General features: G+C 71.6%; 27 protein-coding genes and 1 riboswitch. Of the genes, 15 read left to right on the top strand and 12 right to left on the bottom strand.

The genetic code is table 11. The features are described 5' to 3' along the window. Positions 1-39 precede the first annotated feature (39 nt). Entirely contained in the window at positions 40-414 is a 375-nt protein-coding gene (locus ACIOHP_RS02120; RefSeq protein WP_401882489.1) for a hypothetical protein, read from the top strand. Positions 415-447: 33 nt separating this feature from the next. Here ACIOHP_RS02120 and ACIOHP_RS02115 read toward each other — a convergent pair whose 3' ends face one another. The 3 genes from ACIOHP_RS02115 to ACIOHP_RS02105 are packed head-to-tail and all read right to left on the bottom strand — an operon-like array spanning position 448 to position 2,113. Further along, positions 448-1,164, bottom strand: coding sequence for an isocitrate lyase/phosphoenolpyruvate mutase family protein (locus tag ACIOHP_RS02115; RefSeq protein ID WP_401882486.1), 717 nt, complete (start codon positions 1,162-1,164; stop codon positions 448-450). Continuing rightward, on the bottom strand, positions 1,161-1,607 hold the full coding sequence (locus tag ACIOHP_RS02110) for a carboxymuconolactone decarboxylase family protein (protein ID WP_401882483.1): 447 nt from the start codon (positions 1,605-1,607) through the stop codon (positions 1,161-1,163). Before ACIOHP_RS02110 ends, ACIOHP_RS02115 begins: the two co-directional genes overlap by 4 nt. Further along, positions 1,604-2,113 (bottom strand): carboxymuconolactone decarboxylase family protein, encoded by a 510-nt coding sequence (locus ACIOHP_RS02105; protein WP_401882480.1) that lies wholly within the window; start codon positions 2,111-2,113, stop codon positions 1,604-1,606. Before ACIOHP_RS02105 ends, ACIOHP_RS02110 begins: the two co-directional genes overlap by 4 nt. 47 nt (positions 2,114-2,160) lie before the next feature. Between ACIOHP_RS02105 and ACIOHP_RS02100 the strand changes: the two genes are divergently transcribed. Then, positions 2,161-3,546 (top strand): PLP-dependent aminotransferase family protein, encoded by a 1,386-nt coding sequence (locus tag ACIOHP_RS02100; RefSeq protein WP_401882478.1) that lies wholly within the window; start codon positions 2,161-2,163, stop codon positions 3,544-3,546. Positions 3,547-3,640: 94 nt separating this feature from the next. Here ACIOHP_RS02100 and ACIOHP_RS02095 read toward each other — a convergent pair whose 3' ends face one another. After that, positions 3,641-4,474 (bottom strand): DMT family transporter, encoded by an 834-nt coding sequence (locus ACIOHP_RS02095; RefSeq protein ID WP_401883122.1) that lies wholly within the window; start codon positions 4,472-4,474, stop codon positions 3,641-3,643. Positions 4,475-4,613: 139 nt separating this feature from the next. On the opposite strand from ACIOHP_RS02095, the gene ACIOHP_RS02090 reads away from it, so the two are divergent. The 4 genes from ACIOHP_RS02090 to ACIOHP_RS02075 all read left to right on the top strand — a co-directional run bounded on the left by ACIOHP_RS02090 (position 4,614) and on the right by ACIOHP_RS02075 (position 8,758). Then, positions 4,614-4,973 (top strand): hypothetical protein, encoded by a 360-nt coding sequence (locus ACIOHP_RS02090; protein ID WP_401882475.1) that lies wholly within the window; start codon positions 4,614-4,616, stop codon positions 4,971-4,973. A 31-nt stretch (positions 4,974-5,004) separates the two neighbouring features. Further along, the gene (locus ACIOHP_RS02085; protein WP_401882472.1) at positions 5,005-6,189 is read left to right on the top strand and encodes a glutathionylspermidine synthase family protein; all 1,185 of its coding nucleotides are present in this window, start codon (positions 5,005-5,007) and stop codon (positions 6,187-6,189) included. Between the two features lie 44 nt (positions 6,190-6,233). After that, a complete protein-coding gene (locus ACIOHP_RS02080; protein ID WP_401882469.1) occupies positions 6,234-7,049 on the top strand; it encodes a methyltransferase domain-containing protein in 816 nt (271 codons plus the stop codon). Between the two features lie 126 nt (positions 7,050-7,175). Then, positions 7,176-7,265, top strand: a riboswitch (ZMP/ZTP riboswitch). A gap of 41 nt (positions 7,266-7,306) precedes the next feature. Continuing rightward, positions 7,307-8,758: a glycine hydroxymethyltransferase gene (locus ACIOHP_RS02075; protein WP_401882466.1), complete on the top strand. Its 1,452-nt coding sequence runs from the start codon at positions 7,307-7,309 to the stop codon at positions 8,756-8,758. Positions 8,759-8,948: 190 nt separating this feature from the next. On the opposite strand, the gene ACIOHP_RS02070 is transcribed toward ACIOHP_RS02075, so the two are convergent. From ACIOHP_RS02070 to ACIOHP_RS02060, 3 genes are all read right to left on the bottom strand, one after another. After that, positions 8,949-9,683, bottom strand: coding sequence for a hypothetical protein (locus ACIOHP_RS02070; RefSeq protein ID WP_401882464.1), 735 nt, complete (start codon positions 9,681-9,683; stop codon positions 8,949-8,951). A 117-nt stretch (positions 9,684-9,800) separates the two neighbouring features. Then, complete coding sequence (locus ACIOHP_RS02065) at positions 9,801-10,805, bottom strand: hypothetical protein (protein ID WP_401882461.1); 1,005 nt, start codon at positions 10,803-10,805, stop codon at positions 9,801-9,803. Further along, positions 10,792-11,352, bottom strand: coding sequence for an RNA polymerase sigma factor (locus tag ACIOHP_RS02060; protein WP_267015047.1), 561 nt, complete (start codon positions 11,350-11,352; stop codon positions 10,792-10,794). Before ACIOHP_RS02060 ends, ACIOHP_RS02065 begins: the two co-directional genes overlap by 14 nt. Before the next feature lie 131 nt (positions 11,353-11,483). Between ACIOHP_RS02060 and trpS the strand changes: the two genes are divergently transcribed. Both trpS and ACIOHP_RS02050 read left to right on the top strand, forming a co-directional pair. Beyond that, positions 11,484-12,497: a tryptophan--tRNA ligase gene (gene trpS, locus ACIOHP_RS02055; protein WP_361550996.1), complete on the top strand. Its 1,014-nt coding sequence runs from the start codon at positions 11,484-11,486 to the stop codon at positions 12,495-12,497. A gap of 138 nt (positions 12,498-12,635) precedes the next feature. Further along, positions 12,636-13,211 carry a 2'-5' RNA ligase family protein gene (locus ACIOHP_RS02050; protein WP_401882457.1) on the top strand — a complete coding sequence of 192 codons (576 nt, stop codon included), beginning with the start codon at positions 12,636-12,638 and terminating at the stop codon, positions 13,209-13,211. Between the two features lie 94 nt (positions 13,212-13,305). Here ACIOHP_RS02050 and ACIOHP_RS02045 read toward each other — a convergent pair whose 3' ends face one another. Both ACIOHP_RS02045 and ACIOHP_RS02040 read right to left on the bottom strand, forming a co-directional pair. After that, positions 13,306-14,061 (bottom strand): decaprenylphospho-beta-D-erythro-pentofuranosid-2-ulose 2-reductase, encoded by a 756-nt coding sequence (locus ACIOHP_RS02045; protein ID WP_361551002.1) that lies wholly within the window; start codon positions 14,059-14,061, stop codon positions 13,306-13,308. A gap of 51 nt (positions 14,062-14,112) precedes the next feature. Continuing rightward, positions 14,113-15,462, bottom strand: coding sequence for an FAD-binding protein (locus ACIOHP_RS02040; RefSeq protein ID WP_401882454.1), 1,350 nt, complete (start codon positions 15,460-15,462; stop codon positions 14,113-14,115). Between the two features lie 143 nt (positions 15,463-15,605). Here ACIOHP_RS02040 and ACIOHP_RS02035 point away from each other — a divergent pair, with 143 nt between their 5' ends. The 3 genes from ACIOHP_RS02035 (at position 15,606) to ACIOHP_RS02025 (ending at position 18,121) form a co-directional block, all read left to right on the top strand. Continuing rightward, positions 15,606-16,142, top strand: coding sequence for a phosphatase PAP2 family protein (locus tag ACIOHP_RS02035; RefSeq protein WP_401882452.1), 537 nt, complete (start codon positions 15,606-15,608; stop codon positions 16,140-16,142). Next, on the top strand, positions 16,135-17,112 hold the full coding sequence (locus ACIOHP_RS02030; protein ID WP_401882449.1) for a decaprenyl-phosphate phosphoribosyltransferase: 978 nt from the start codon (positions 16,135-16,137) through the stop codon (positions 17,110-17,112). Before ACIOHP_RS02035 ends, ACIOHP_RS02030 begins: the two co-directional genes overlap by 8 nt. 103 nt (positions 17,113-17,215) lie before the next feature. Continuing rightward, positions 17,216-18,121 carry a YihY/virulence factor BrkB family protein gene (locus ACIOHP_RS02025; protein WP_401882446.1) on the top strand — a complete coding sequence of 302 codons (906 nt, stop codon included), beginning with the start codon at positions 17,216-17,218 and terminating at the stop codon, positions 18,119-18,121. On the opposite strand, the gene ACIOHP_RS02020 is transcribed toward ACIOHP_RS02025, so the two are convergent. Further along, positions 18,075-19,382: a D-alanyl-D-alanine carboxypeptidase family protein gene (locus ACIOHP_RS02020; protein WP_401882443.1), complete on the bottom strand. Its 1,308-nt coding sequence runs from the start codon at positions 19,380-19,382 to the stop codon at positions 18,075-18,077. The two genes, ACIOHP_RS02025 and ACIOHP_RS02020, sit on opposite strands and share 47 nt — an antisense overlap. 91 nt (positions 19,383-19,473) lie before the next feature. Between ACIOHP_RS02020 and ACIOHP_RS02015 the strand changes: the two genes are divergently transcribed. From ACIOHP_RS02015 to ACIOHP_RS02000, 4 genes are all read left to right on the top strand, one after another. Next, positions 19,474-19,716 carry an SCO4848 family membrane protein gene (locus ACIOHP_RS02015; protein WP_266888822.1) on the top strand — a complete coding sequence of 81 codons (243 nt, stop codon included), beginning with the start codon at positions 19,474-19,476 and terminating at the stop codon, positions 19,714-19,716. Positions 19,717-19,740: 24 nt separating this feature from the next. Further along, positions 19,741-21,087, top strand: a complete 1,347-nt coding sequence (locus tag ACIOHP_RS02010; protein WP_401882440.1) for a metallophosphoesterase — start codon at positions 19,741-19,743, stop codon at positions 21,085-21,087. Positions 21,088-21,283: 196 nt separating this feature from the next. Then, the gene (locus ACIOHP_RS02005) at positions 21,284-22,840 is read left to right on the top strand and encodes an ABC transporter substrate-binding protein (protein WP_401882437.1); all 1,557 of its coding nucleotides are present in this window, start codon (positions 21,284-21,286) and stop codon (positions 22,838-22,840) included. 96 nt (positions 22,841-22,936) lie between these two features. After that, a complete protein-coding gene (locus ACIOHP_RS02000; protein ID WP_361551027.1) occupies positions 22,937-23,338 on the top strand; it encodes an ATP-binding protein in 402 nt (133 codons plus the stop codon). Here the strand turns inward: ACIOHP_RS02000 and ACIOHP_RS01995 are convergent, their stop codons facing one another. Beyond that, a complete protein-coding gene (locus ACIOHP_RS01995) occupies positions 23,339-24,769 on the bottom strand; it encodes an ATP-binding protein (protein WP_401882434.1) in 1,431 nt (476 codons plus the stop codon). Next, positions 24,766-25,455: a response regulator transcription factor gene (locus ACIOHP_RS01990; protein ID WP_361480666.1), complete on the bottom strand. Its 690-nt coding sequence runs from the start codon at positions 25,453-25,455 to the stop codon at positions 24,766-24,768. The genes ACIOHP_RS01995 and ACIOHP_RS01990 overlap by 4 nt, the downstream gene beginning before the upstream one ends. Positions 25,456-25,591: the final 136 nt, after the last annotated feature.

Here is a 25,591-nt window from a genome sequence, read left to right as displayed (position 1 = left end):
ATTTTGTCGCTTCCCGCGCCGTCTGGTGGGCTGAGGCGCATGAAGAAGATCACGCACCTCACCCTGGCGGCGCTCACCACCCTCTCGCTCGTCGGACTGGCCGCGCCGTCCGCGGATGCCGCCACCAGGTGGACCTGCAGCGGCAAGCTGACGGCGCGGTGCATCACCAAGTCGGGCACCAAGGCCAAGGTCAAGTTCTCGAACACGACCTCCAGGTCGGCCAAGGGCTCGTTCGGCATCACGTGCTACGGCCCCGACGGCCAGAGCGCCAAGGTCTACAAGGACGGCACGATCCCCGGCTACGACACCTTCACCACGGCGTGGCGCCAGTGCCCGAAAGGGCTGCGCACCGGCGCCTTCGGCTGGCAGATGAGCAACGGCAAGGTCTACTACACGGCGTCGCTCACCTTCTAGCCGCCGGACGCGTCGGGGCGTGCCCCCGCCTGGTCACCTCAACTCGGCGGCCAGCTCCGCGAGGATCTCGGACGAGCGCCGCTGCAGGCCCGGCCCGAACGTGACCCGGGTGGCGCCCCGCTCGCCGAGTTCGGCGGGGGAGAGGCCGCTGCCGACCAGCGCGATCACATTGACCGGCCCGTGGATCCCGGCCCGCAGCAACGGCAGCACCTTCGCCGGGGCGCCGATCGGATACACGCAGTCGGCACCCGCCGCGGTGTACAACGCCGCCCGCTCGATGGTCGGTTCGGGATCCTCGACCCCGCGCACGAACGTATCGATCCGGGCGTTGACGAACAGCGCGTCCCCGGCCGCGTACCGCACCTCGGCGAGCCACTCGGCGTGCTGGTGCGGGTCCTTGAGGACACCCCCGTTGGAGTCCTCAAGGTTGCAGCCCACGGCACCCGCCTCCAGCAGCCGCTCCACCAGCTCCTTCGGAGCCATCCCGTACCCGCCCTCGACGTCAGCGGACACCGGAACGTCCACGGCCCGGGCGATCCGCGCGACCGCCGCGAACATCTCGTCGGCCGGCGTCGCCCCGTCCTCGTATCCGAGGGCGGCGGCGACCCCCGCGCTGGGCGTCGCGAGCGCCGGATGACCGGCTTCGGCGAAGACGCGGGCGCTGGCGGCGTCCCAGGGGCCCGGCAGGACGAGCGGATCGTCCTGGGCCGGGCGGCGGTGCAGCCTGCGGAAGATCTCGACCTTGCTCATGGTGTGTGGCCTCCCGGCGGGATACGGCGGCTCACCATCACCCGGTTCCAGTTGTTGATGGCGACGATCAGGCCCATGAGATGGGCGAGCCCGCTGTCGTCGAAGTGCTTGGTGGCCCGCTCGTAGACCTCGTCCGGCACGAAGCCCTCCTCGAGAACGGTCACCGCCTCCGTCAGCGCCAGCGCGGCCCGCTCCCGCTCGTCGTAGAGGTCCCCGGCCTCCTCCCACGCCGCCAACAGGTCCAACTTGCGCTCGCCCACCCCGTGTTCACGAGCGATCCGCAGATGCATGTCGAGACAGAACGCGCAGTGGTTGAGCTGCGAGGCCCGGATCACCACCAGCTCGGCCAGCGCGGGATCCCCGAGCCCCTTCTTCGCGGCGGCGCTGAGCGCGGACATGGCCTGCCCGACGGCCGGGTCCAACAGCCGCGTACGCCCCGTCACTTGTGCCCCGGCTGGTAGTGCCCCGGAACCAGCCGGCAGGTCACCCCGAAACGGTTCCACGCGTTGATGACGGCGATCGCCGCGATCAACTGCGCCAGCTCGGCCTCCGTGAAGTGCTCGGCGGCCCGCTCGTACACCGCGTCCGGCACGAACCCGTCCGTCAGGACGGTCACCGCCTCCGTCAGCGCCAGCGCGGCGAGCTCCTGCCCGGTGTAGAAGTGCTCCGACTCCTCCCACGCGCTCAGCTGGACGATCCGCTCGACGCTCTCGCCCGCCGCGAACGCCTCCTTGCTGTGCATGTCGACACAGAGCGCGCAGTGGTTGATCTGAGAGGCGCGGACCTTCACCAGCTCCAGCAGCTTCGGTTCCAGGCCCTTCCGCGCGGCGGCGTCGAGGCGGACCATCGCCTTGAAGACCTCGGGAGCCTGCTCGGCCCAGTTCAGCCGGGGGGTGTGTTCAGGGGCGTACTCCACGGTGGTCGGACCGTCGTCGGTGTGCGTCGTCATGGTGTCGACGCTATGCGTGAGGCTGCCCACGGGTATGGTCCATTTCCATGCCGAAATCCTGGGCCACTCTGGGCGTCGACCTTCACCTCGAACCCACCGGCCCCGGCCTGCGCCGCGGCCTGACCGACGCCCTGCGCGAGGCCGTCCGCACCGGCCGTCTCGCCCCGGGCACCCGTCTGCCCTCCTCCCGCTCCCTCGCCGCCGACCTCGGCATCGCCCGCAACACGGTCGCCGACGCCTACACCGACCTGGTCGCCGAAGGCTGGCTCACCTCGAAGCAGGGCTCCGGCACCCGGGTGGCGGACCGCGCGGTGATCCCGCCGTCGGGCACGGGCCCCGGCCGCCGGGCATCGCACCGCCCCGCCCACGACTTCCGCCCCGGCACCCCCGACCTCACCGCCTTCCCCCGCGGCGAGTGGCTCAAGGCCGCCCGCCGCGCCCTCCTCGCGGCCCCCCACCACACCCTCGGCTACGGCGACCCGCGCGGCAGCGTCGCACTGCGCACCGCCCTCGCCGGCTACCTCGCCCGCGTGCGAGGCGTACGCACGGACCCCGACCGCATCCTCATCACCGCCGGCTGCGCCCACGGCCTCCGCATCCTCGGCGCGGTCCTGCGGGCACGCGGCGTCCGGTCGGTCGCGGTGGAGTCCTACGGCCTGGACGTGCACTGGAACCAGCTGACGGCGGCGGACCTGCGCGTCGAGGCGCTCCCCTACGACGACCTGGGCACGGACCCGGGCGGGTCGGCCGGGGCCGGGGCCGTCCTCCTCACCCCCGCCCACCAGTTCCCGATGGGCGTGCCCCTGCACCGGGACCGGCGGACCGCGGTCGTCGACTGGGCGCGGCACACCGGAGGCCTGGTCCTGGAGGACGACTACGACGGGGAGTTCCGCTACGACCGCCAGCCGGTCGGCGCGCTCCAGGGCCTGGACCCGGACCACGTCGTCTACCTCGGCACGGCCAGCAAGTCCCTGGCCCCCGGCCTCCGGCTGGCCTGGATGGTCCTCCCGCCGGCACTGGCGGAGGCGGCCGCCGAGGCGAAGGGCAAGGTCGACACCTGCGGAGTGCTGGACCAGCTGACCCTGGCCGAGTTCATCGTCTCCGGCGCCTATGACCGCCACGTCCGCGCCTCCCGCCTGCGCTACCGCCGCCGCCGGGACGCCCTGGTCGCGGCCCTGGCCCTGCACGCCCCCGACGTCCACGTCACCGGCATCGCGGCCGGCCTCCACGCCGTCCTCCGCCTCCCGCCCGGCACCGAACAGTCCGTCGTCCAGTCCGCCGCCTGGCAGGGCGTCGCCCTCCACGGCCTGTCCTACTTCCGCCACCCGAAAGCGGTGACAGAGCGACTGGACGCCCTGGTGGTGGGATACGGGGCACCGTCGGACCGGGCATGGGCGGGGGCGCTGGAGGCGTTGTGCAGGGTCATGCCATAGCCGTGAGCTCCAGCCCTCGGCCTTCGGCCCCGTCCGGCGTTCGAGCAAGGGCGGCGGGGGCGACACTCCGGCCCACCGCGACGACAACGAACCGTCACACGCCGACCGACTCCTCCTCCACCGGCGCCTCCCCGAAACGCGCCAACCCCAACGCCCCCACCACCGCCACCAAGAACCCCAGCACCGCCAGCCATCCCAGCCCTTCCCGCGTCCGGTCGCCCAGCCACACCACCCCCACCAGCGCGGGCCACACCGTCTCCCCGATCACCATCGCGGCGGTCGCCGCCGTCACCGACCCCCGCTGCAGCGCCGACGTCAGACACAGGAACGCCGCGCCCCCGCCCAGGAGAAGGGCGTACGCCGCCGGATTCACAAGCAGCTCCGACAGCGAGAGCGAGTCGATCAGCCGCACCGCCACCTCGACCACCCCGAACCCGAACCCGGCCCCCAGCCCGAGCAGCGACGCCCGCCCCCGCTCCGGCAGCCGCCCGCCGCAGAGCCCGAGCAGCAGCACGCCCACGGCGACAGCGAGCATCACGTACTTCAACGCGTCCGGCCCGTCCAGATCCCCCTCCGTCCCCGACGCGACCCCCAGCATCGCGAGCCCGGCACACACCACCCCCACCGCACCCCACTCCGCCCGGCTCAACCGCACCCGCAGCAATCGCGCCGCGACCACCGCGGTCACGGCGAGACTCGACGCCAACGCCGCCCCGACCGCGTAGATCGGCACCGACCGCAGCGCCGCGATCTGCAGCAGGAACCCCACCCCGTCCAGCCCCAGCCCCGCCAGGTACCGCCACTGCCGCACCGCCCGCAGCAGCAGCGCCGCCTCCCCACCGCCCCCGCTGGCCGCCGCCCGAGCGGCAACCGCCTGCAACACCGTCGCGGTACCGAAACAGACCGCCGCACCAAGCGCACACACCATCCCAAAGAGCACAAAGCGACTGTAGGGGAGGGGATGTGACGGGCGGGGTGCCTGCGCGGCGCTTATTACCGATCTCTAGGCTGACCGCCGGACAACCCAGAGACGAACCACCAGCGACGAACAACGGGGAGACGCGAAAATGGCGGAGACACGGCGCCGGCTGCGCTCGAGCACGGTCGTGCTCGGCGGCATGGGAGTCGTCGCGGCGGCACTCACGTCCTGCGGCTCGGACCCCGACCGCCGCTGCGTCGACCGCGACAGCTACACCTACGAGGGCTACAAGGTCGTCGCCGACAAGAACTGCGACTCCGGCAGCTCCAGTTCCGCCTCGTACGGCAAGAACGGCAAGAAGAAGACCGGCAAGAACGGCACCGCCGACGCCGCCTGGTACTACGACGCCGACGTCAGCTCCGGCTACGCCGACTACGGCACCTTCAGCAAGAGCGAGGCCGTGGACCGCGGCGGCTTCGGCTGCTCCGGCGGCAGCGGCGGCGGCTGAGCGGCCGCGGGACGACGAGCGGACGCACACCATGGAACGCCGCACCACCGAACCCCGCCCCGGCTGGCAGCGGACCGTCGAGGAGCAGGGACTCATCTATCCCCTCACCCGCTACCCCGACGACTCGCTGCGCCCCTACTGGGACGAGAGCGCGTACTACGTCTTCTCCCTCGACGAGGTCGAGGCGCTGGAGGAGGTCGTCGAGGAACTCCACCTCATGTGCCTGCGGGCGGCGGACCACATCGTCACGACCGGCCGCTTCGCCGATCTCGGCATCACCGACCCGCGCGTCGCGGACGCGGTCGCCGAGGCCTGGCGCCGCCGCGCCGAACTCCCCTCCGTCTACGGCCGCTTCGACCTCCGCTACGACGGCACCGGCCCGGCCAAGCTCCTGGAGTACAACGCCGACACCCCCACCTCCCTCGTCGAGGCCGCCTCCCCCCAGTGGTTCTGGATGGAGGAGCGCTTCCCCGGCGCCGACCAGTGGAACTCCCTCCACGAGCGCCTCATCGCCGCATGGAAGAAGCAGGCCACGCTGCTCCCGCCCGGCAGCCCCCTGTACTTCGCGTACTCCTCGGCCGACGAACTCGGCGAGGACCTCATGACGGTCGCCTACCTCCAGGAGACCGCCGAGCAGGCCGGCCTGGACACCGCCTGGATCTCCATGGAGGAGATCGGCTGGGACCCCCTGTCCCGCCGCTTCGTCGACAAGCAACTCCGGTTCATCCGCAGCTGCTTCAAGCTCTACCCCTGGGAGTGGCTGACCACCGACCGCTTCGCCGACCACGTCCTCGACACCCTCGACAACGGCGGCGGTACGGGCAGCACCCTGTGGATCGAGCCCGCCTGGAAGATGCTGCTGAGCAACAAGGCGCTCCTGGCGATCCTCTGGGAGCTGTACCCGGGCCACCCCAACCTCCTCCCCGCCTATCTGGACGGGCCACGGGAGTTGGCCGATTCGAAGGGGTACGTCGCCAAGCCGCTGCTGGGCCGCGAGGGCGCCGGTGTGACGATCCACGAACCCGGCTCCGCGCCCCTGTTGCGCGAAGAACCCTGCTGCTACCAGGAGTTGTCCCTCCTGCCGGACTTCGACGGCAACCGTGTCGTCCTCGGCGCCTGGGTCGTCGAGGACGAGTCCGCGGGCCTCGGCATCCGCGAGTCGTCCGGACCGGTGACTGACGCATACGCGCGCTTCCTGCCCCACGTGATCCTCTGACGCGACAGAATGATCGACCCGTGACGAACGGAGAGGGGCGATCGGTGAGCGACACGGCCACGGTGGAGAACGGATACGTCTTCGACCCGTCCTGGGAGCGCGAGCACAGCCGGCTCAGCGCGCTGGAGGAGATCTACGACGGCCAGAGCCGACACCGGCTCACCGAGCTGGGGGTCGCCGAGGGCTGGCGATGCCTGGAGGTGGGCTGCGGCGCCGGCAGCATCGCCCGCTGGCTGGCCCAGCAGGTCGGCGCAGCGGGGCGGGTGCTCGCCGTCGACCTCGACACGCGCTTCGCCGCGGCCCACACACGGTCCAACCTCGAGGTGCGCCGGCACGACATCCTCACGGACCGGCTCCCCGACGCCTCCTTCGACCTCGTGCACGCACGGGCCGTGGTGGAACACCTCTCCGACCGCGACGAGGCGCTGCGGCGCATGGCCGCCGCGACCCGGCCCGGAGGCTGGGTGCTCGTGGAGGACTTCGACATCGACGGGCCGATGTCCCCGGCCGCCGCCCGCTATTACCCGCCCCAGTACATGGAGGTGGCCGAGCGCCTCGGCCGCGCGCTGCGAGCCGCCTTCGGCGCCGCGGGGGTGGACCCCGGCACCGGCCGCCGCCTGCCGCAGGCGCTGACGGACGCCGGACTGACCGAGGTCGGGGCGGAGGTCTACGCGCCCGTCCTGACCGGCGGCTCCGCGGCCTTCTTCCCTCTCACCCTGCGATCCCTGCGGCCACGCCTCCTGGAGACGGGCGAGGTGAGCGACGCGGACATCGAGGAGGTGATCACCCTGACGAAGCTCCAGGGAAGCACCTACATCCCCAACTTCATGGTCCTCGCCTGGGGCCGCAAACCGTCCTGACCCGGACCGCCGCACAGGGACGCCCCCATGCCGACCGCGGACGGCGACCCGGGCCCGGAGCAGGGTGATTCCTCGCTCGCATGGTGGACGCGAGGCCTCCCGCGTCCGGGCTGCCCGGTAGGGTGGCCGACGGGCCGTGACTGGCGCGCTGGGATGGGACGGACCATCGGGGAGCGGCCTGTGAGTGACCGAGTGCCGTGCGCCTGGGCCGAACCGTGAATCGTGACCGCAACCGCCACGCCATCCGGAGGCCGCACATGTCGGACCAGCAGCCCCTCTCCACCGAGTCCACCGCCTTCCGCGCCGCCCTCGACGTGATCCGCGCCGTCGAGCCGCGCGTCGCCGACGCCATCAGCCAGGAGGTCCACGATCAGCGCGAGATGCTCAAGCTGATCGCCTCCGAGAACTACGCCTCCCCGGCCACCCTCCTCGCGATGGGCAACTGGTTCAGCGACAAGTACGCCGAGGGCACCATCGGCCGCCGCTTCTACGCCGGCTGCCGCAACGTCGACACCGTGGAATCGCTCGCCGCCGAGCATGCCAGGGAGCTCTTCGGCGCCCGCCACGCCTACGTCCAGCCGCACTCCGGCATCGACGCCAACCTCGTCGCCTTCTGGTCCGTCCTCGCCGACCGCGTAGAGGTCCCCTTCCTGGAGAAGGCGGGCGCCCGCCAGGTCAACGACCTCACCGACGCCGACTGGGCCGAACTCCGTCAGGCCTTCGGCAACCAGCGCATGCTCGGCATGTCCCTGGACGCCGGCGGCCACCTCACCCACGGCTTCCGCCCCAACATCTCCGGCAAGATGTTCGACCAGCGCTCCTACGGCACGGACCCGGCCACCGGGCTGATCGACTACGAGGCGCTGCGGGTGTCCGCCCGTGAGTTCAAGCCGCTCATCATCGTCGCCGGCTACTCCGCCTACCCCCGGCTGGTGAACTTCCGCATCATGCGCGAGATCGCCGACGAGGTCGGGGCGACCCTGATGGTGGACATGGCGCACTTCGCCGGCCTGGTGGCGGGCAAGGTGCTGACCGGCGACTTCGACCCGGTCCCGCACGCCCAGATCGTCACCACCACCACCCACAAGTCGCTGCGTGGCCCGCGCGGCGGCATGGTCCTGTGCGACGACTCCCTCAAGGACCAGGTCGACCGCGGCTGCCCGATGGTCCTCGGCGGCCCGCTCCCGCACGTCATGGCCGCGAAGGCGGTGGCGCTGGCCGAGGCCCGTCAGCCCTCCTTCCAGGACTACGCCCAGCGCATCGTCGACAACTCCCGCGCCCTCGCCGACGGCCTGATGCGACGCGGCGCCACCCTCGTCACCGGCGGCACCGACAACCACCTCAACCTGATCGACGTCGCCTCCTCCTACGGCCTCACCGGCCGCCAGGCCGAGGCCGCCCTCCTCGACTCCGGCATCGTCACCAACCGCAACGCGATCCCGGCCGACCCCAACGGCGCCTGGTACACCTCCGGCATCCGCATCGGCACCCCCGCCCTCACCACCCGTGGCCTGGGCACCGCCGAGATGGACGAGGTCGCCGGCCTCATCGACCGCGTCCTCACCACCACCGAGCCGGGTACCACCAAGTCGGGCGCCCCCTCCAAGGCCGCCCACATCCTCGACGCCAAGGTCGCGGACGAGATCTCCCGCCGCGCCACCGACCTCGTGGCCGGCTTCCCGCTCTACCCCGAGATCGACCTGGGCTGACCAACGCTCTGTTGAGTTGTCAAAGACCGGCGACTCTCACAGGCCGATCAGATCGATGAGTTCCTGACGTGGCTCCCCCCGCAGCGGTCCGGCTCCCCGCCGGCCCGCCGCGCGGCGTATCAGCAGTCCCCGTCGATCCCGGTCGCGACCCCGACGACCGGCCCGACGCCGGGGCCCCGGAAGCAAGCCCTCACACATCCCTCAGCTCCTGCCGACGTCCCGGCTCCCGCACCCTCCGCCGCCGCAGCGCCGGCACCTCCGGCAGTCGCGTGGCGAAAGGCCGCAGCACCAGAGCCAGCACCGCCCCGGCCGCGAGGCCCGGCAGCGCCCACCACCAGCCGGCGCCGTCACCCGACCCGGACCGCTGGTCCGGGGCCGCCGCGGGCGCCGACTCGGTGGCCTCCGCCGGCTCCGTGCCGTACATGTCCCAGGGCGGTGGGTACTCCAACGAGTAGTCACCGCCGGAGGCCTCACCCATCACGCCCAGGCTCTCGAGGAGGCCGCGGAGGGCGGCCGGCTGTTCGGCGCGGTGCCAGGTGCCGTTCGTCGACGCCTCCAGATTCGCCGCCGTGTGTATCCAGACCGCCTCGGAGTCCGCCGCCGGATGGACCCGGTCGACCCGCCACGGCGTCACGTCGTGCAGCATCCAGGTGACATTGATCTGGGGGCCGGCGGCCAGGTCGGCCTCGGGCGGCTTGTCCGCCGTGCCCGCGCCCGGTTCGCCGAGGAGCCGCTGCAACTCGCCGTACTTCTTGTCGGAGTGGTAGAGCGAAGCCGTCTCCGTACTCTCCGGCGAGACGATCAGCACGCTCGTCGGCCCGCCCGCCGAAGCGGCACCAGCACCCCACAGGGTCAGCCCGAGCGCGGCCGCCAACACCCCTGCCAGCGCCCCCAGTCGACGCCGCCCGTCCCTCCAGCCGCTCATCCGCCTGTGCATCAGAACCCCCCACCAGCCGATGCCGTACGGCCCGCCCCGTCTCCGCGAGCCGTGTGTCACTTCTGGTACACCGCCCGACCCGCCGGGGTTCCCACCCCGACGCCACTATTTCGGGGACTTCTCCAGCGACTCCAGCGACTTCGCGATCTCCACCGCCCGCGCCCGCGACGCCGCGCCCTCCAGCCGCAGCGTCACGTCCTCGGTGCCCGTCCCATGGCTCCACAGCAGGGTCGGCCCGGCGGTCCGCCCGGTGCGGGTGTAGCGCTCCCCGTCCGTGTCCACCAGCCAGAAGCTCAGCAGGTGGGGTCGCGGAAACCACAGGGCCGTGTCGTTCGCCCCGCCGACGTCCTCGGGGTCGGCGCCCAGGGAGATCCACTCCGGCTGCTCGCGCACGGTCTTCGTGAAGGCGATGTCCAGACCGGCCGCGAACTGGTCGAGCCGGATCGTCCTCCCCCGCTCACGCCAGCACAGGGTGACCACGGTCCGCCCCCGCGGCTCCGCGCTCACCGCCACCGCGTCCGGGCTGCCGAGCGCGTCCGGAACCAGCGGCGCGAATCCGGCCCGCCGCTCGGCCTGCGCGAGGGAGACCGAGCGGCCGCAGCCGGGCACCTCGGCGCCGGGCGAGGGCGTCGCCGACGGGTCGTACCGCACCTCGACCCCGGCGAAACCGAACCAGTCGTAGACCGCGGCCCGCACAGGCGGGGTGAGCACGAGCACCGTCAGCAGACCGCACAGCGCCGCGCTCAGGGAGCGCCACCGCGTCCGCGTCCAGCGCCGCACCGCGGCCAGCCGCTCACGGGCGGGTGGCGGCTCGGCCACCGGGACCGGCACCTGGTCGGCGAGTATCTGCCCGAGCACCCGCTCGACCATGGTCTCGGAGCCGACGGACCCGTCGTCCTCCTCGCCCCCGGGCGGGTCCAGCGACCTGCCCAGCGCCCGCAGCTCCTCCGGCAGCCGGGAGGCACCGCCCCGCGACGCCCGCCCACGGCCACGCCCCCACGGACCCGGACCCCGGTCACCGCCACGCCCGCGCGGGCCCCGGCCACCGGCGCCCCCGGGCCCGCGGCCGCCCTCACCGCCGTACGGCTCTCGCCCCTCACTCACGCTCATCACCCCCTTCCCGAGGCTCGAAATCCGGCAGCAGCCGGCTCAGTTTCCGCAGCGCGCGGTTCAGCCGGGACTTCACCGTGCCCCGGGGCCAGCCCAGCGCCTGGGCGGTCTCGGACTCGTCCATCTCCAGCAGATAGCGGTAGGTGACGACCAGGCGATGCTCCTCGCTCAGCTTCTCCAGAGCGGACAGCAGCGCCGCGCGGCGCTCCGTCTCCAGGGTCGCCACCGCCGGGTCCGCCGCCTCCGGTATCAGCGGCTCGGCCTCCACGAACGCCGCCTCGCGGCCGGCGAGCGTGCGCTGGCGGGCCGCCGTACGCACTGTGTTCCTCGTCTCATTGGTCACGATCGACAGCAGCCACGGCCTGAACGACGCGCCGTCCTTGAACCGGCCCAGCGCGCAGTACGCCTTGACGAAAGCCTGCTGCACCACGTCCTCCGCGTCCGCACCCGCCCCGAGTGCCGCGGCCGCCCGCAGCGCGATGCCCGTGTGGGCGCGCACCAGCTCCGCGTACGCCTCCGGCTCCCCGGCGCGTACCCGTGCGATCACCGCGGCCTCATCGACGATGCGGCCCCCCTCCCGCGTTCTCACACCTTTGTTACACCGCGGGAGACGGATCGGTTCCCATCTGTTTCCGACCAGTCCCGGATCGGGGGCCGACACCTGAGAGAATGGTGAGCATGGCCTCTGATCGTCCCCGCGTGCTCTCCGGAATCCAGCCCACCGCAGGCTCGTTCCACCTCGGCAACTACCTCGGCGCCGTCCGCCAGTGGGTGGCCCTGCAGGAGTCCCACGACGCGTTCTACATGGTCGTCGACCTGCACGCGATCACGATTCCGCAGGACCCGGCGGAGCTGCGGGCGAACACCCGCCTGGCCGCCGCCCAGCTGCTGGCCGCCGGCCTCGACCCCGAGCGCTGCACGCTGTTCGTCCAGAGCCATGTCCCCGAGCACGCCCAGCTCGCCTGGGTCATGAACTGCTTCACCGGCTTCGGTGAGGCCTCCCGCATGACCCAGTTCAAGGACAAGTCCGCCAAGCAGGGCGCGGAGCGGGCCTCCGTCGGCCTCTTCACGTACCCGATCCTCCAGGTCGCGGACATCCTGCTCTACCAGGCCAACGAGGTCCCGGTCGGCGAGGACCAGCGCCAGCACATCGAGCTCACCCGCGACCTCGCCACGCGCTTCAACGGCCGCTTCGGCGAGACCTTCACGCTTCCGAAGCCGTACATCCTCAAGGAGACGGCGAAGATCTACGACCTTCAGGACCCGTCGATCAAGATGAGCAAGTCGGCGTCCACGCCGAAGGGCCTGATCAACCTCCTCGACGAGCCGAAGACCACCGCCAAGAAGGTCAAGAGCGCGGTCACCGACACCGACACCGTCATCCGCTACGACGCCGAGAACAAGCCCGGTGTCAGCAATCTGCTCAGCATCTACTCGACCCTGACGGGTACGGGAATCGCGGAACTGGAGCAGAAGTACGAGGGCAAGGGCTACGGTGCGCTCAAGACGGACCTCGCCGAGGTCATGGTCGAGTTCGTGACGCCGTTCCGGGAGCGCACCCAGCAGTATCTGGACGACCCGGAGACGCTGGACTCGATCCTGGCCAAGGGTGCCGAGAAGGCGCGCGCCGTGGCCGCGGAGACGCTGGCACAGGCCTACGACCGGGTCGGCTTTCTGCCCGCCAAGCACTGAGGCGTAGGCCCGCACACACGTACCACTGGACAGAGCGCTGCACATCACTACGGTTGCGCCTGCCCACAACACAGCCATGGCCGTACAGTCGATAGCCGTACGGCCGGGACGAACCCGACAGGAAGACAGGGAGACGACGTGGGGACCGTAACGATCGGTGTGTCGATCGCGGTCCCGGAGCCTCACGGCAGCCTGCTCCAACAGCTGCGCGCGGGCTTCGGTGACGCCGCGGCTCACGGTATCCCCACGCATGTCACGCTGGTGCCGCCGACCGAGGTCGACGACAGCGCGCTCCCGGCCATCGAGGCACATCTGACCGAGGTCGCCGCGGCGGGCCGGCCGTTCCCGATGAAGCTGTCCGGCACGGGTACATTCCGGCCCGTGTCGCCGGTGGTGTTCGTCCAGGTCGCGGAGGGCGCCGAGGCCTGCACCTGGCTGCAGAAGCAGGTGCGTGACGCGTCCGGGCCGGTGGCCCGTGAGCTGCAGTTCCCGTATCACCCGCATGTGACCGTCGCCCACGGCATCGACGACGAGGCGATGGACCGGGCGTACGAGGAGCTCGGCGACTTCACCGCCGAGTGGCCGTGCACCGGGTTCGCGCTCTACGAGCAGGGTTCGGACGGGGTGTGGCGCAAGCTGCACGAGTACCCGTTCGGCGGGGCCGTGGTGCCGCCCCAGGGTTCGGCGCCTGTGGAGCAACGCACCAAGGCGTAGCGGGTCGCCCACGCGGCGGAGCCGCCCGTCGGCACAGCACCGCGCCCCTGGGGGAAGGGGCGCGACCAGCCGGACCCGTGTGAGACGGCGCCGCTCAGATCGGCAGCCTCCGGAACAGCTCTCGCGGTACGTGCCGCAGCGCCGACATCACCACGCGCAGCACCCCCGGTACCCACACCGTCTCCGAACGGCGCCTCAGGCCCAGTTCGATCGCCGTCGCCACCGCCTCCGGCGTCGTCGCCAGGGGTGCCTCCGGGAGGCCCGCCGTCATCTTCGAGCGCACGAACCCGGGGCGTACGACCATGACGTGCACGCCGGTGCCGTGCAGCGCGTCGCCCAGGCCCTGGGTGAAGGCGTCGAGGCCGGCCTTGCTGGAGCCGTAGATGAAGTTGGAGCGGCGGGCGCGTTCGCCGGCGACCGAGGAGAGGACCACCAGGGAGCCGTGGCCCTGGGCCTGCAACGCGCGCGCGGAGACCAGGGCGGCCGACACCGCGCCCGTGTAGTTGGTCTGCGCGACCCGCACCGCGCTCACCGGCTCGCGCTCGTCGTGCGCCTGGTCGCCGAGGATCCCGAAGGCGAGCAGCACCATGTCGATGTCGCCCTCCGTGAAGACCTTGCCGAGGACCGTCTCGTGGGACTCGGGGGCCAGCGCGTCGAAGGCGACGGTGTGCACGTCGGCCCCCAGTGCGCGCAGCTCGGCGGCGGCCCGTTCCAGCGCGGGGGAGGGGCGTCCCGCCAGCCACACCGTGCGGCAGCGACGGGCGACGAGGCGGCGCGCGGTGGCCAGCGCGATCTCGGACGTGCCGCCGAGGACGAGCAGGGACTGGGGGATGCCGAAGGCGTCCTTCACTACAGCGGCTCCTAGAGGTTGCCTGGGGTGAGCGGAAGTTGCCGGGATTGCCTAGAGGGACAGACGGCGCGACAGGTCCGAGACGAACACCGCGCGCGGGTCCAGCTCGGCGCGCAGCGCCCGGAAGTCGTCGAGGCGCGGATACATCGCCGCGAGCAGTTCGGGCCGCAGCCGGGAGTCCTTGGCGAGGTAGACGCGGCCCTCGGCGGCGGCCACCTCCTCGTCCAGTTCGTCCAGGAGGGCGCCGAGGCCCGGCAGGCCCGCCGGGATGTCGAGGGCGAGCGTCCAGCCGGGCACCGGGAAGGAGAGCCAGCCCGGGTCGGCGTCGCCGAAGCGCTTGAGGACGGCCAGGAAGGACGGGCAGCGGCGCTCCGAGACGCGGCCCACGATCCGGCGCAGGGTCTCCTCCTGGCCGTACCCGACGACGAACTGGTACTGCACGAGGCCGCCGCGGCCGTAGACGCGGTTCCAGTGGGGCACTCCGTCCAGGGGGTGGAAGAAGGCGGAGATGCTCTGGAGCCGGCCGGTACGCGCGCGTGGCGCCTTGCGGTACCAGAGCTCGTTGAACAGGCCCACGGTCGTCCGGGTGAGCAGGCCCTCCGGGAGGTGGGCGGGCACCGCCGGGAGCCGGGAGGTGCGGAAGGCCGGCGGCTCTCTGCGCGCGCGTGTGCCGAGCGCCTCCAAGGGCGCGTGGTCGCCGCGGGTCAGCACCGCGCGCCCCGTCGCCGCACCGCGCGCGAGCAGGTCGATCCAGGCGACCGAGTAGCGGTACTGGTGGTCGGAGGCCGACAGACGGGCCATCAGGTCGTCGAGGTCCCGTGCCCGTTCGGTGTCCACCGACATCAGCGCCGTCTCGACCGGCTGGAGCTGGACCGTCGCGGTCAGGATCACTCCGGTCAGGCCCATGCCGCCCGTGGTCGCGTCGAACAGGGGCGTGCCGCGGCTCACGGTGCGGATCTCGCCGTCGGCGGTGAGGAGTTCGAAGGACAGGACGTGCCGCGAGAAGGCACCGCAGACGTGGTGGTTCTTGCCGTGGATGTCGGCGCCGATCGCTCCGCCGACCGTGACCTGGCGGGTGCCGGGTGTCACCGGCACGAACCAGCCCAGCGGCAGCAGCACCCGCATCAGCCGGTGCAGGGAGACGCCCGCGTCGCACAGCACGATGCCGTTGGCGGCGTCGATCACGTGGACACGGTCCAGGCCCGTCATGTCGAGGACCGCTCCGCCGGCGTTCTGCGCGGCGTCCCCGTACGCCCGCCCCAGGCCTCTGGCGATGCCTCCACGGGGTCCGCAGTCCCGGACGGCGGCCGCGGCCTCCTCGTAGGTCCGTGGACGGATCAGGCGGGCCGTGGTGGGTGCCGTGCGGCCCCATCCCGTGACGGAAACGGTCTCGGCAGACATGTCGGTGACCGTATCGCCCTTGAGTGGGCGATTGATTCCTAAACATCCAGAGACATTCATCCTCTCCCCGAAATGGGTGATTAATGGGATGTCGCTCAATATTGCCGGAGTTATCGCGGTGCCGACGTGAACAGTGACTCCCCATGGACCGATTCGACGACCGCGCCCACCCCGACGCCCTCGAAGGCATGGATCACCGGATCCTTGCGGCGTTCCGGATGTGCGGTGCCGACCCGCGCGTCGGTGGTGCCGCGCGTGCCCTGTCCTGGGCCGGCGAGCACGGGGCGCTGTGGCTCGCGGCGGGTCTCGCGGGGGCCGCCGTGGACGGCGCGCGGCGCGGCGCCTGGTTGCGCGGAACAGCGCTCGTCGCCGGCGCGCACGTCGTCAGCATGGGCGTGAAAAGGGTGGTGCGGCGCCCGCGCCCCGCGCACGTCGAACCCCTCGTCCGCACCGCCGGCCGACACTCCTTCCCGAGCTCGCACGCGACCTCCGCGACGGCCGCCGCGGTCGCCTTCGGCGTGCTGGGGGCACGCGCCGTCCCGCCCCTCGCCGCCGCGATGTGCCTCTCGCGCCTGGTCGTCGGAGTCCACCACCCCTCGGACGTCGCGGCGGGCGCGGCCCTGGGGGCACTCACGGCGCGCGCCGGAGCCCGCTGGATGAGAGGCGGCGCCTGTGACTGAGACAGCGCCCCTCACCAACAGCGCACCCTCCAAGAGCACGGCGCTTCTGGAGCAGCGCACGCCTCCACGCCGCACCCCACCACCCCGTGAGGGCTCCCTCCTGGGCGGCCTCGTCAGGACCGCGCGCCCCAAGCAGTGGGTCAAGAACATCCTCGTCATCGCCGCCCCGGCCGCGGCGGGGGAGCTCTTCACCGCACACTCCCTCACCCGACTCGCCCTGGTCTTCGCGCTGTTCACGGCCTGCGCCGCCGCCGTCTATCTGATCAACGACGCCCGCGACGCCGAGGCCGACCGCGCCCACCCCACCAAACGCCACCGCCCGGTCGCCGCCGGACGGGTCCCCGTGCCCCTCGCGTACGCCGTCGGAGGCGTCCTCGCCGCCCTCGCGCTCGCCGGAGCCGTCTGGCTCACCCCGCCCCTCGTCCCGGCCCTGCTGACCGCCTACCTGGGCATGCAACTGGCCTACTGCGTCAGCCTCAAGCACGTCCTCGTCGTCGACCTCGTCCTGGTCGCGACCGGGTTCCTGATGCGGGCCATGGTCGGCGGGCTGGCGCTGGGCATCCCGCTGTCACGCTGGTTCCTGATCACGACCGGCTTCGGGGCCCTGTTCATGGTGGCGGCCAAGCGCTACTCGGAGGCGGTGCAGATGGCCGGGGAAGCGGGCGCCACGCGCGCGTTGCTGACCGAGTACACCACCGGATACCTGCGGTTCGTCTGGCAGTTGGCGGCCGGGGTCGCCGTCCTCGGGTACTGCCTGTGGGCGCTGGAGGAAGGCGGCACACACAGCAGCGTGCTGCCCTGGCGTCAGCTGTCCGTGGTCGCCTTCATCCTCGCCGTCCTGCGCTACGCCGTCTTCGCCGACCGCGGCACGGCGGGCGAACCCGAGGAGGTCGTCCTGGGCGACCGCGCACTCGCCCTCATCGGTCTGGTGTGGCTCGCGATGTACGGGCTGGCGGTGACCCATTGGTAGACGCCCGCACAGAACTCCTCGGCATCGGCACGCCGCCCGCCACTGTCCTGCGCTTTCGGGGTACCCGCACATGGGTGTCCCGCGCCGAGGGGAGAGTCGGATCATGGACTGGCTGAAGAAACTCCCTGTGGTCGGGCCGGCGGTGGCCCGGCTGATGGCCACGCACGCGTGGCGGTCGTACGAACGTCTGGACCGGGTGAAGTGGACCCGGCTGGCCGCCGCGATGACGTTCATCAGCTTCATCGCGCTGTTCCCCCTGCTGACGGTGGCCGCCGCGGTCGCCGCCGCGACCCTCAGCACGTCGCAGCAGAAGGAACTGCAGGACAAGATCGCCGACCAGGTGCCCGGCATCTCCGACCAGCTGGACATCGAGAGCCTGGTCGCGAACGCCGGCACCATCGGCCTCATCGCCGGCGCCATCCTGCTGTTCACCGGCATCGGCTGGGTCGGCAACATGCGCGAGTGTCTGCGCGCGGTGTGGGAACTGCCCGACGAGGAGGAGAACCCGCTCCTGCGCAAGGCCAAGGATGCGGGCGTGCTGTTCGGCCTCGGTGGCGCCGTGCTCGTCACGATCGCCGCGTCCACCGTGGGCTCCGCCATGGTCGGCTGGATCAGCGACGAGATCGGCATCGACCGGGAGGGCTGGGGCGCGGTCCTGCTGCGGACCGCCGCGCTCCTGATCGCCGTACTCGCCGACTTCCTGATGCTGCTCTACGTCCTCACCCTGCTGCCCGGCGTCCAGCCGACGCGCCGCCGGCTGCTGGTGGCGGCGCTGATCGGCGCGGTCGGGTTCGAACTGCTGAAGCTGCTGCTCAGCGGCTATATGCAGGGCGTGGCGTCGAAGAGCATGTACGGCGCCTTCGGCGTCCCCATCGCGCTGCTGCTGTGGATCAACTTCACGTCGAAACTGGTGCTGTTCTGCGCCGCCTGGACGGCGACGCAGAGCAAGGAGGACGCGGACGTCAGTGCCGCCGACGTACCAGATCCGGCAGCGGCCACCGCCGGTTGACCAGGAACGCGCCGGCCGCCAGCAGCACCAGCACGCCACCGGTGATCGCCAGCGCGATACCGATGCCGCCCGAGCCGTGCTCGACGGCGGCCGCCACCGGCTTGCCGGAAGCCGGACCCGAAGCCGAGGCGGAGGCCCCGCCCGCCTGGCCGGCGTCGTTCGCCCCGGGCTGGGCGCTCGCTTCCGCGCCCTTCGGCGGCACCAGCTCACCCACCGGCTCGACCTTGCCCACGGCCTTGAAGCCCCAGTCGAAGAGCTTGGCGGTCTCCTTGTAGACCTCGTTGTGCTCGTCCTTCTCCGGGTTCATGACGGTGACCAGCAGCACCTTGCCGCCCTGCTCGACGACGCCGGTGAAGGTGGCGCCGGCGTTGGTGGTGTTGCCGTTCTTCACGCCCGCGATGCCCGGGTAGACATCGACGTCGGAGTCACCGGACAGCAGCCGGTTGGTGTTCTGGATCTCGAAGGTCCCGCGGACCTTCTTGCCCTTCTTGTTCTTCTTGGTCTCGCCGGGGAACTTCGCGGTGACGGTCGAGGAGTACTCGCGGAAGTCCTTCTTCTGCAGTCCGGAGCGGGCGAACAGCGTCAGGTCGTACGCGCTCGACACCTGCCGCGGGGCGTCGTAGCCGTCCGGGCTGACCACGTTCGTGTCGAGGGCCTGGAGCTCCTCGGCGTGCTCGTTCATCTCCGCGACGGTGTTCTTCACGCCGCCGTTCATCGCGGACAGCACATGGACCGCGTCGTTGCCCGAGCGCAGGAAGACACCGAGCCACAGATCGTGGACCGTGTACGTCTCGTCCTCCTTTATCCCGACCATGCTGGAGCCGGCGCCGACGCCCGCCAGGTCCGCGGGGACGACCTTGTGCTCGGTGGTGCTGGGGAACTTCGGCAGGAGCGTGTCGGCGAACAGCATCTTCAGGGTGCTCGCCGGGGCCAGCCGCCAGTGCGCGTTGTGCGCGGCCAGCACCTCGCCCGACTCCGCGTCGGCCACGATCCACGACCGCGCGCTGATGTCCTTCGGCAGCACCGGCACCCCGCTCGCCAGATTGACCTGTGTCCCGGCCTGCCCGAGCCGGGCGCCGCCGACGGTCGACATCTTCGCGGGGGGAGTGGCCGACGCACTGGCCGACGCCGAGGACGAAGCCGAGGCCGACGGCTTCGGACCGGGGGCCGCGAAGGCGGGCGCGGCGGCCAGTGCGAAGGACGTCAGGGCGGCGGAAGTGACCAGCAGGGAGCGCCTGGTGGTCTTCTGAGGTGCGGACACGGTCGGAAACGTACATGCCGGGGGCCGGGAAGTCCCGCCGCCCGCCCCACCCCGGACGCGGAACCGGACACCCGGCGGAGATACTGGGCGTATGAAGCTCAGCCGCCCCGTCTCCTGGTTCCTGCTCGCCTTCGGGGTGTGGAGCTGGATCATCTGGATCACTTTCGTCAAGAATCTCGTCAAGGACGGCAGCGGGCTGGCGTTCGACGACGCGGGCGACCCGACCGCGTACTTCTGGGTGCACCTGCTGCTCGCCGTCGTTTCCTTCGTATTGGGGACGGTCGTCGGGGCCATCGGGTTGCGCGGAGTGCGCGCACTGCGCCAGACGTCATAAAAGAGAACTGAGGGATACGACTCCGTGGTCATCGTCTTCGCGCTGCTCGCCCTGGGCGTCCTGGTGACGGGCAACTGGTACCTGTGGCGCCGGTTGTTCCGCGACACCACCGAGCGCCCGGGCCGGATGCGCCGCGCGGGCGCCGCGCTGATCGCCGGCGGCTGGCTGCTGGCGGTCGGCGCCCTCGTGGCCGAGCGCACCGGCGCGCCCTTCTGGCTGCAACGCGTGCTGGCGTGGCCCGGTTTCCTGTGGCTCGCGCTGTCGATCTACCTGCTGCTCGGTGTGGTGGCGGGTGAAGTCGTACGACCCCTGCTGCGGCGATTCCTCGAGCGGCGGGACCGGCGACGGGCGCCCGCCGAGGCCCTCCTGCCGCGGCCGGAATCCGTACCGCGGCCGGAATCCGTGCCGGCGGGCGCGCCGCCCGAGGAGTCACGGGAGGCCGAGCCGCAGCCGATCACCGCGGACGCGGCCCCGGACGCAGGCCAGGAAAGAGCCCCGGAAACTGAGCCGGAGGCCGCCCCTGATGCCGCCCCGGGACCGCCGCTTCCCTCCCGCCGTCTCTTCGTCTCCCGTGTCGCCGCCGGCGCCGCGGCCGCCGCGGCGGTCGGGACCGTCGGGTACGGCACGTACGGCGTTCTGCGCGGACCGAAGGTCAAGCGGGTCACTGTGCCGCTGGCCAAGCTGCCGCGCGCGGCGCACGGTTACCGCATCGCCGTGGTCAGCGACATCCATCTCAGTCCGGTCCTCGGCCGCGGCTTCGCGCAGACGGTCGTCGACACGATCAACTCCACACAGCCCGACCTGATCGCGGTCGTCGGCGACCTGGTGGACGGCAGCGTGAAGGACCTCGGTCCCGCGGCGGCGCCCCTGGCCCGACTCCGCGCGAAGCACGGCACGTTCTTCGTCACCGGCAACCACGAGTACTTCTCCGGCGCCGAGCAGTGGGTGCGGGAGGTACGGCGGCTCGGTATGCGCCCGCTGGAGAACGACCGTACGGAACTGCCGTACTTCGACCTCGCCGGCGTCAACGACATCGCGGGAGAGGGCGAGGGCCAGGGCCCCGACTTCACCAAGGCGCTCGGCGACCGCGACAGGGCACGCGCGTGCGTGCTCCTCGCCCACCAGCCGATCCAGATCCACGACGCCGTCGACCACGGCGTGGACCTCCAGCTCTCCGGCCACACCCACGGCGGCCAGCTCTGGCCCGGCAACCTCGTCGCCGAGCTCGCGAACCCGACCGTCGCGGGGCTGGAACGTTACGGCGACACCCAGCTCTACGTCAGCCGCGGCGCCGGCGCCTGGGGTCCGCCGACCCGGGTGGGCGCCCCGTCGGACATCACGGTGATCGAACTGGCGTCGAAACAAGCCTGAGGAGCAGTCCGGTGACCCCTCCGGGCGAACGCTGTGAGGGCCCTGTGAAACCGGGCGGTAACACCTTGCGGCAATGACTTTCTCAACTCTCAAGATCCCTCTTCCCCGAGGTGAAACGCGTGTGGTTAGGTGAGCCGCGCCGCCAGGGGAGGCGGCGCTTGTGCTGGGGGCCGAGAGGGCCCCGGGGAGGGCACCGATGCGATCGGTTCGCATACGGATTCTCGCGACGCTGCTGGTGTTGGCGGCCGTCGGAGTGGGCGGCTGGCAACTGATGCCGTCGCAGGAGGATTCGGGCAAGACCATCAAGGTGGGCACGTCGGACGTCGTCACGTCACTCGACCCGGCCGGCGCCTACGACGCCGGGTCCTGGGCCCTGTTCAGCAATGTCTTCCAGTCCTTGCTGACCTTCGAGGCGGGCGGCACGAAGCCGGTGCCCGACGCGGCGAAGAGCTGTGAGTTCGACGGCGGCGATCTGCGCGTCTACCGGTGCACGCTGCGCAAGGGGCTCGCCTTCCCGAGCGGGCGCGAGATGACCGGCGAGGACGTGAAGTACTCCTTCGACCGCGTCAAGAAGATCAACTCGGACGTCGGTCCCTCCGCGCTGCTGGACACCCTCAAGTCGGTGTCCGCGAGCGGCCGTACCGTCACCTTCCGTCTGTCCACCCCGGACGCCACCTTCCCGTTCAAGGTGGCCACCGGAGCGGGCTCGATCGTCGACCGCACCAAGTACCCGGCAGACGGCCTGCGCACCGACAACGGCGTGGACGGCACCGGCCCGTACGAGCTGACGGCGTATACGAAGAACAAGAGGGCGGACCTCTCGCCCAACGGGCGCTACGAGGGCGCGGTCAAGGGCGCCGGACGCCCCGTCGAACTGCGCTACTACAAGGACGCCGACGCCCTCGACAGCGCCTGGGAGAAGAAGCAGGTCGACGCCGCCACCCGGCAGCTGCCGCCGAAGACGCTCGCCGAGCTGAACCCGAGCGACCCGACCATGCGGGTCTCCGAGGCCGACAGCTCCGAGGTCCGCAACCTCTACCTCAACACCCGCGCCTCCTCGCCGCTGCACGACACCAAGGTCCGCCAGGCGATGGCCTGGCTGATCGACCGAGAGCGGCTGGCGGCCACGGTGTACGAGGGGACCGTGGACCCGCTGTACTCGCTGATCCCGACGGGCATCACCGGCCACACCACGGCATTCTTCGACGCCTACCCGAAACAGAGCGCCGAGAAGGCCCGCGCCCTGCTCACCGAGGCCGGAGTGAGCCTGCCGGTCCGCTTCACCTACGGCTACGGCATCGGCCGCGCCTCCGCCGCCGGGGAGGCGAAGGAACTCAAGCGGCAGCTGGAGGCGAGCGGTCTGTTCAAGGTGACCGTCAAGGGCTACGAGTGGACCGACTTCCAGAAGCGCTGGGTCGGCGGCAAGCTCGACGCGTACGCGGTCGGCTGGGTCGCGGACTACCCCGACCCGGACACCTATGGCGGCCCGCTCGTCGGCACCGACGGAACCATGAGCACCGGCTACAGCAGCGGCCGGGTCGACGATCTGATTCGGGCCAGTCAGCGGTTCGAGGACCGCGGTGAGGCCACGGACGACTTCCGGTCGCTGCAGGACGCCGTCGCCCGGGATGTTCCGGTCATTCCGCTCTGGCAGGCCAAGGAGTACGTGGTGACCAGCGAGGACGTCGGCGGTGGCCAGTATCTTTCGGACGGCACCGGTGTCTTCCGGCTCTGGCGGCTCAACTGGATCTGACGCGATCTCGCGGCTTTGACATTCGCCGGAGTGACGCGGGGTAACAGCCCTACGCAGCACCATGTGGCGGAGGTGTGGGCGGGGTGAGGAGCAAACGTGTTGAGACGCAACTCCTTCCGGCTGCCCCGGCATCCGGCTTCCGTCGGTCTCGCCCGGCGCCGGGTGCGGGACCACCTGACCGACTGGGGGCACGGGTCCGACGACGCGGCGCTGGCGGACGCCGTACTGCTGGTGTCCGAGCTGGCGACGAACGTCGTACGCCACGGTCCCTTGCTGGAACGCGAGTTCGAGGTGGCGGTGACCGCGCTCGCCGACGGCTCCTGCCTCATAGAGGTGTCCGACGAAGGCCAGATGGAGCCCCGGCTCAGGGCGGTCGGGGAGTGGGAGGAGACCGGCCGCGGGCTGCACCTGGTGGAGACCGTCGCCGCCGCGTGGGGGGTGTGGAGCCGAGGGCGGCACGGCAAGACCGTATGGGCCCTCGTGTCGGCGAACACCTGACTACGTCCGCGCCGGCAGGATGACCGTCACCGTCAGCCCCTCGCCGGGCGCCGTCCGCACCGCCACCCGCCCGCCGTGCGCCTGGACGACCCCCTGCACGATCGCCATGCCGAGCCCGCTCCCCGCGCCGCCGCCGGCCCGGAAGAACCGGTCGAAGACACGCGCCGCGTCCTCGTCGCAGAGTCCGGGACCCTCGTCCTCGACGCACAGCCGTACGACCCCGTCCGCCCGCTCCACCGCGAGCCGCACCGGCACGTCGGCGGGCGTGTGGGTGCGCACATTGACCACCAGGTTGCCCAGCACCTGGCGCAGCCCCGACTCGTCGGCGTGCACCAGCAGCGCGCCCTCGGCGCCGACGCTGACGGGCCGGTCCGGCTGCTGCACCCGCAGGTCCTCGGCGGCGTCCCGCACCAGACGGCTCAGATCGACGTTGCGGAACCGCAGTTCGGGCTGCTGGTCCAGGCGGGCGAGCGTGAGCAGCTCGTCCACCAGCCGCCCCATCCGGTCCGCCTCCGCCATCACCCGCGCCCAGGCCCGCTTGCGCTCGGCCTCCTCCCGCAGCATGCCCTTGTCGTACAGCTGGAGATAGCCGCGTATCGCCGACAGCGGGGTGCGCAGCTCGTGCGAGGCGTCGGCGACGAACCGGCGCAGCTGGGACGCGCTGTGCTCGCGCGTGCGGTACGCCGACTCCACCTGCTGGAGCATGGAGTTGAGGGCGACGCGCAGCTGCTCGACCTCCAGCGTGGCCTCCCGGCTGGACGGCACCCGCCGGGTCAGATCCCCCTCGGCGATCGCCGACGAGGTCTCCACCATGTCCTCCAGCGGCCGCATCCGGCGCCGCACGCTGAACATCGTCAGACAGGCCAGCAGCGCCAGCAGCAGGGTGCCTATGGCGAGATCGAGCTTGACGGCCTTGCCGACGCTTCTGTGGACGGCCTCGGTGGAGGTGGCGAGCAGGACGTACGTGCCGTCGGCGAGGCGGGTCGCGGTCGCCCGGTAGGCGTCGCCGCCCACCCGGATGTCGTGCGGTTCGGTGTCGGTGGCCAGCACGCGCGGATCGCCCACGGCGGCCGCGAAGTCCCGCTGGACCTCGCTCGGCGTGTATCCGGCCAGGGAGAGCGTGCCGCCCCGCTCGTCGACGAGCGTGAGGAGTTCGTCCGGCCGGGTCTCCTCCACGCTCTGCCGCATGAACTGCTCGCGCACGATCGCCAGGTCGGTGAGGCCCTCGATCATCTCCAGCGTGAGCTGGGAACCGCCCAGCGACTGTCGCGTCTGGTCGAGTTCGCCGTCGATCTGGTCGAGCAGGTAGTACCGCATGCCCATCACGCTCACCACGGTCGCCGCGACGATGCCGAGCGCCAGCAGCGCCACGTTCGCCAGCGTGAGCCGGGCGCGCAGCGAGTGCCGGGACAGGGTGCGGGGAAACCTCATGCGAGCCCGTATCCGACGCCGCGCCGGGTCGTGATGACCGGCGGCCCCAGCGCGTCCAGCTTGCGCCGCAGATAGCTGATGTAGGTCTCCACGATCGTCGACTCGGGCGGGGTGTGCTCGTACTGCCAGACGTGGCGCAGGAGTTGCTCCTTCGGCACGATCCGCCCTCCGTTGCGCACCAGGAAGCGCAGCAGCGCGTACTCGGTGGGGGTCAGCTCGACGGAGCGTCCCGCGCGGTGGACGCTGTACGTCGTCTCGTCCAGCTCCAGATCGCCGTACGTCAGCGGCGGCCGCTGCGGCAGCACGTCGGCGTGGCGCGTCCGCCGCAGTACCGCGGTGACACGGGCGATGACCTCGTCGATGTTGAACGGCTTGGTGATGTAGTCGTCGCCGAAGCCGAGGGCGCCGACGATCTCACCGGGCGAGTCGCGCGCGGTGAGGAACACCAGCGCCATGTCGGGGCGTTCGGCGCGCAGCCGGCGTCCCAGGGCGCGTCCGTCGCCGTCGGGCAGCATGACGTCGAGCAGCGCCACGTCGGGCCGGGTGCGCTCGGTGAGCGCCAGGGCCTCGCGGACGGTGCCCGCGATCATCACCTCGAACCGGTGGTAGCGCAGCGCGATGGCGAGGACGTCCGCGATGCTCTCCTCGTCCTCCACTACCAGCACGGTGCCTGGGGCCGTCGTCATGCCCCCAGTATCGGCGGAGCCACTGACAGCCGGGCCGGTTCGGTGCTTTGGAGTTCCTTGAGAGTCGGTCGTATCCGGTGTCCACGCGCGTGTGCCGGCACCAATCCTGTTGCCCAGGACCTGGGGGACCAACCGA

Origin of the sequence: Streptomyces sp. NPDC087859, from assembly GCF_044742595.1 — a bacterium.
Classification (GTDB): domain Bacteria; phylum Actinomycetota; class Actinomycetes; order Streptomycetales; family Streptomycetaceae; genus Streptomyces; species Streptomyces canus_F.
This window is presented reverse-complemented; position numbering and strand designations above follow the sequence as displayed.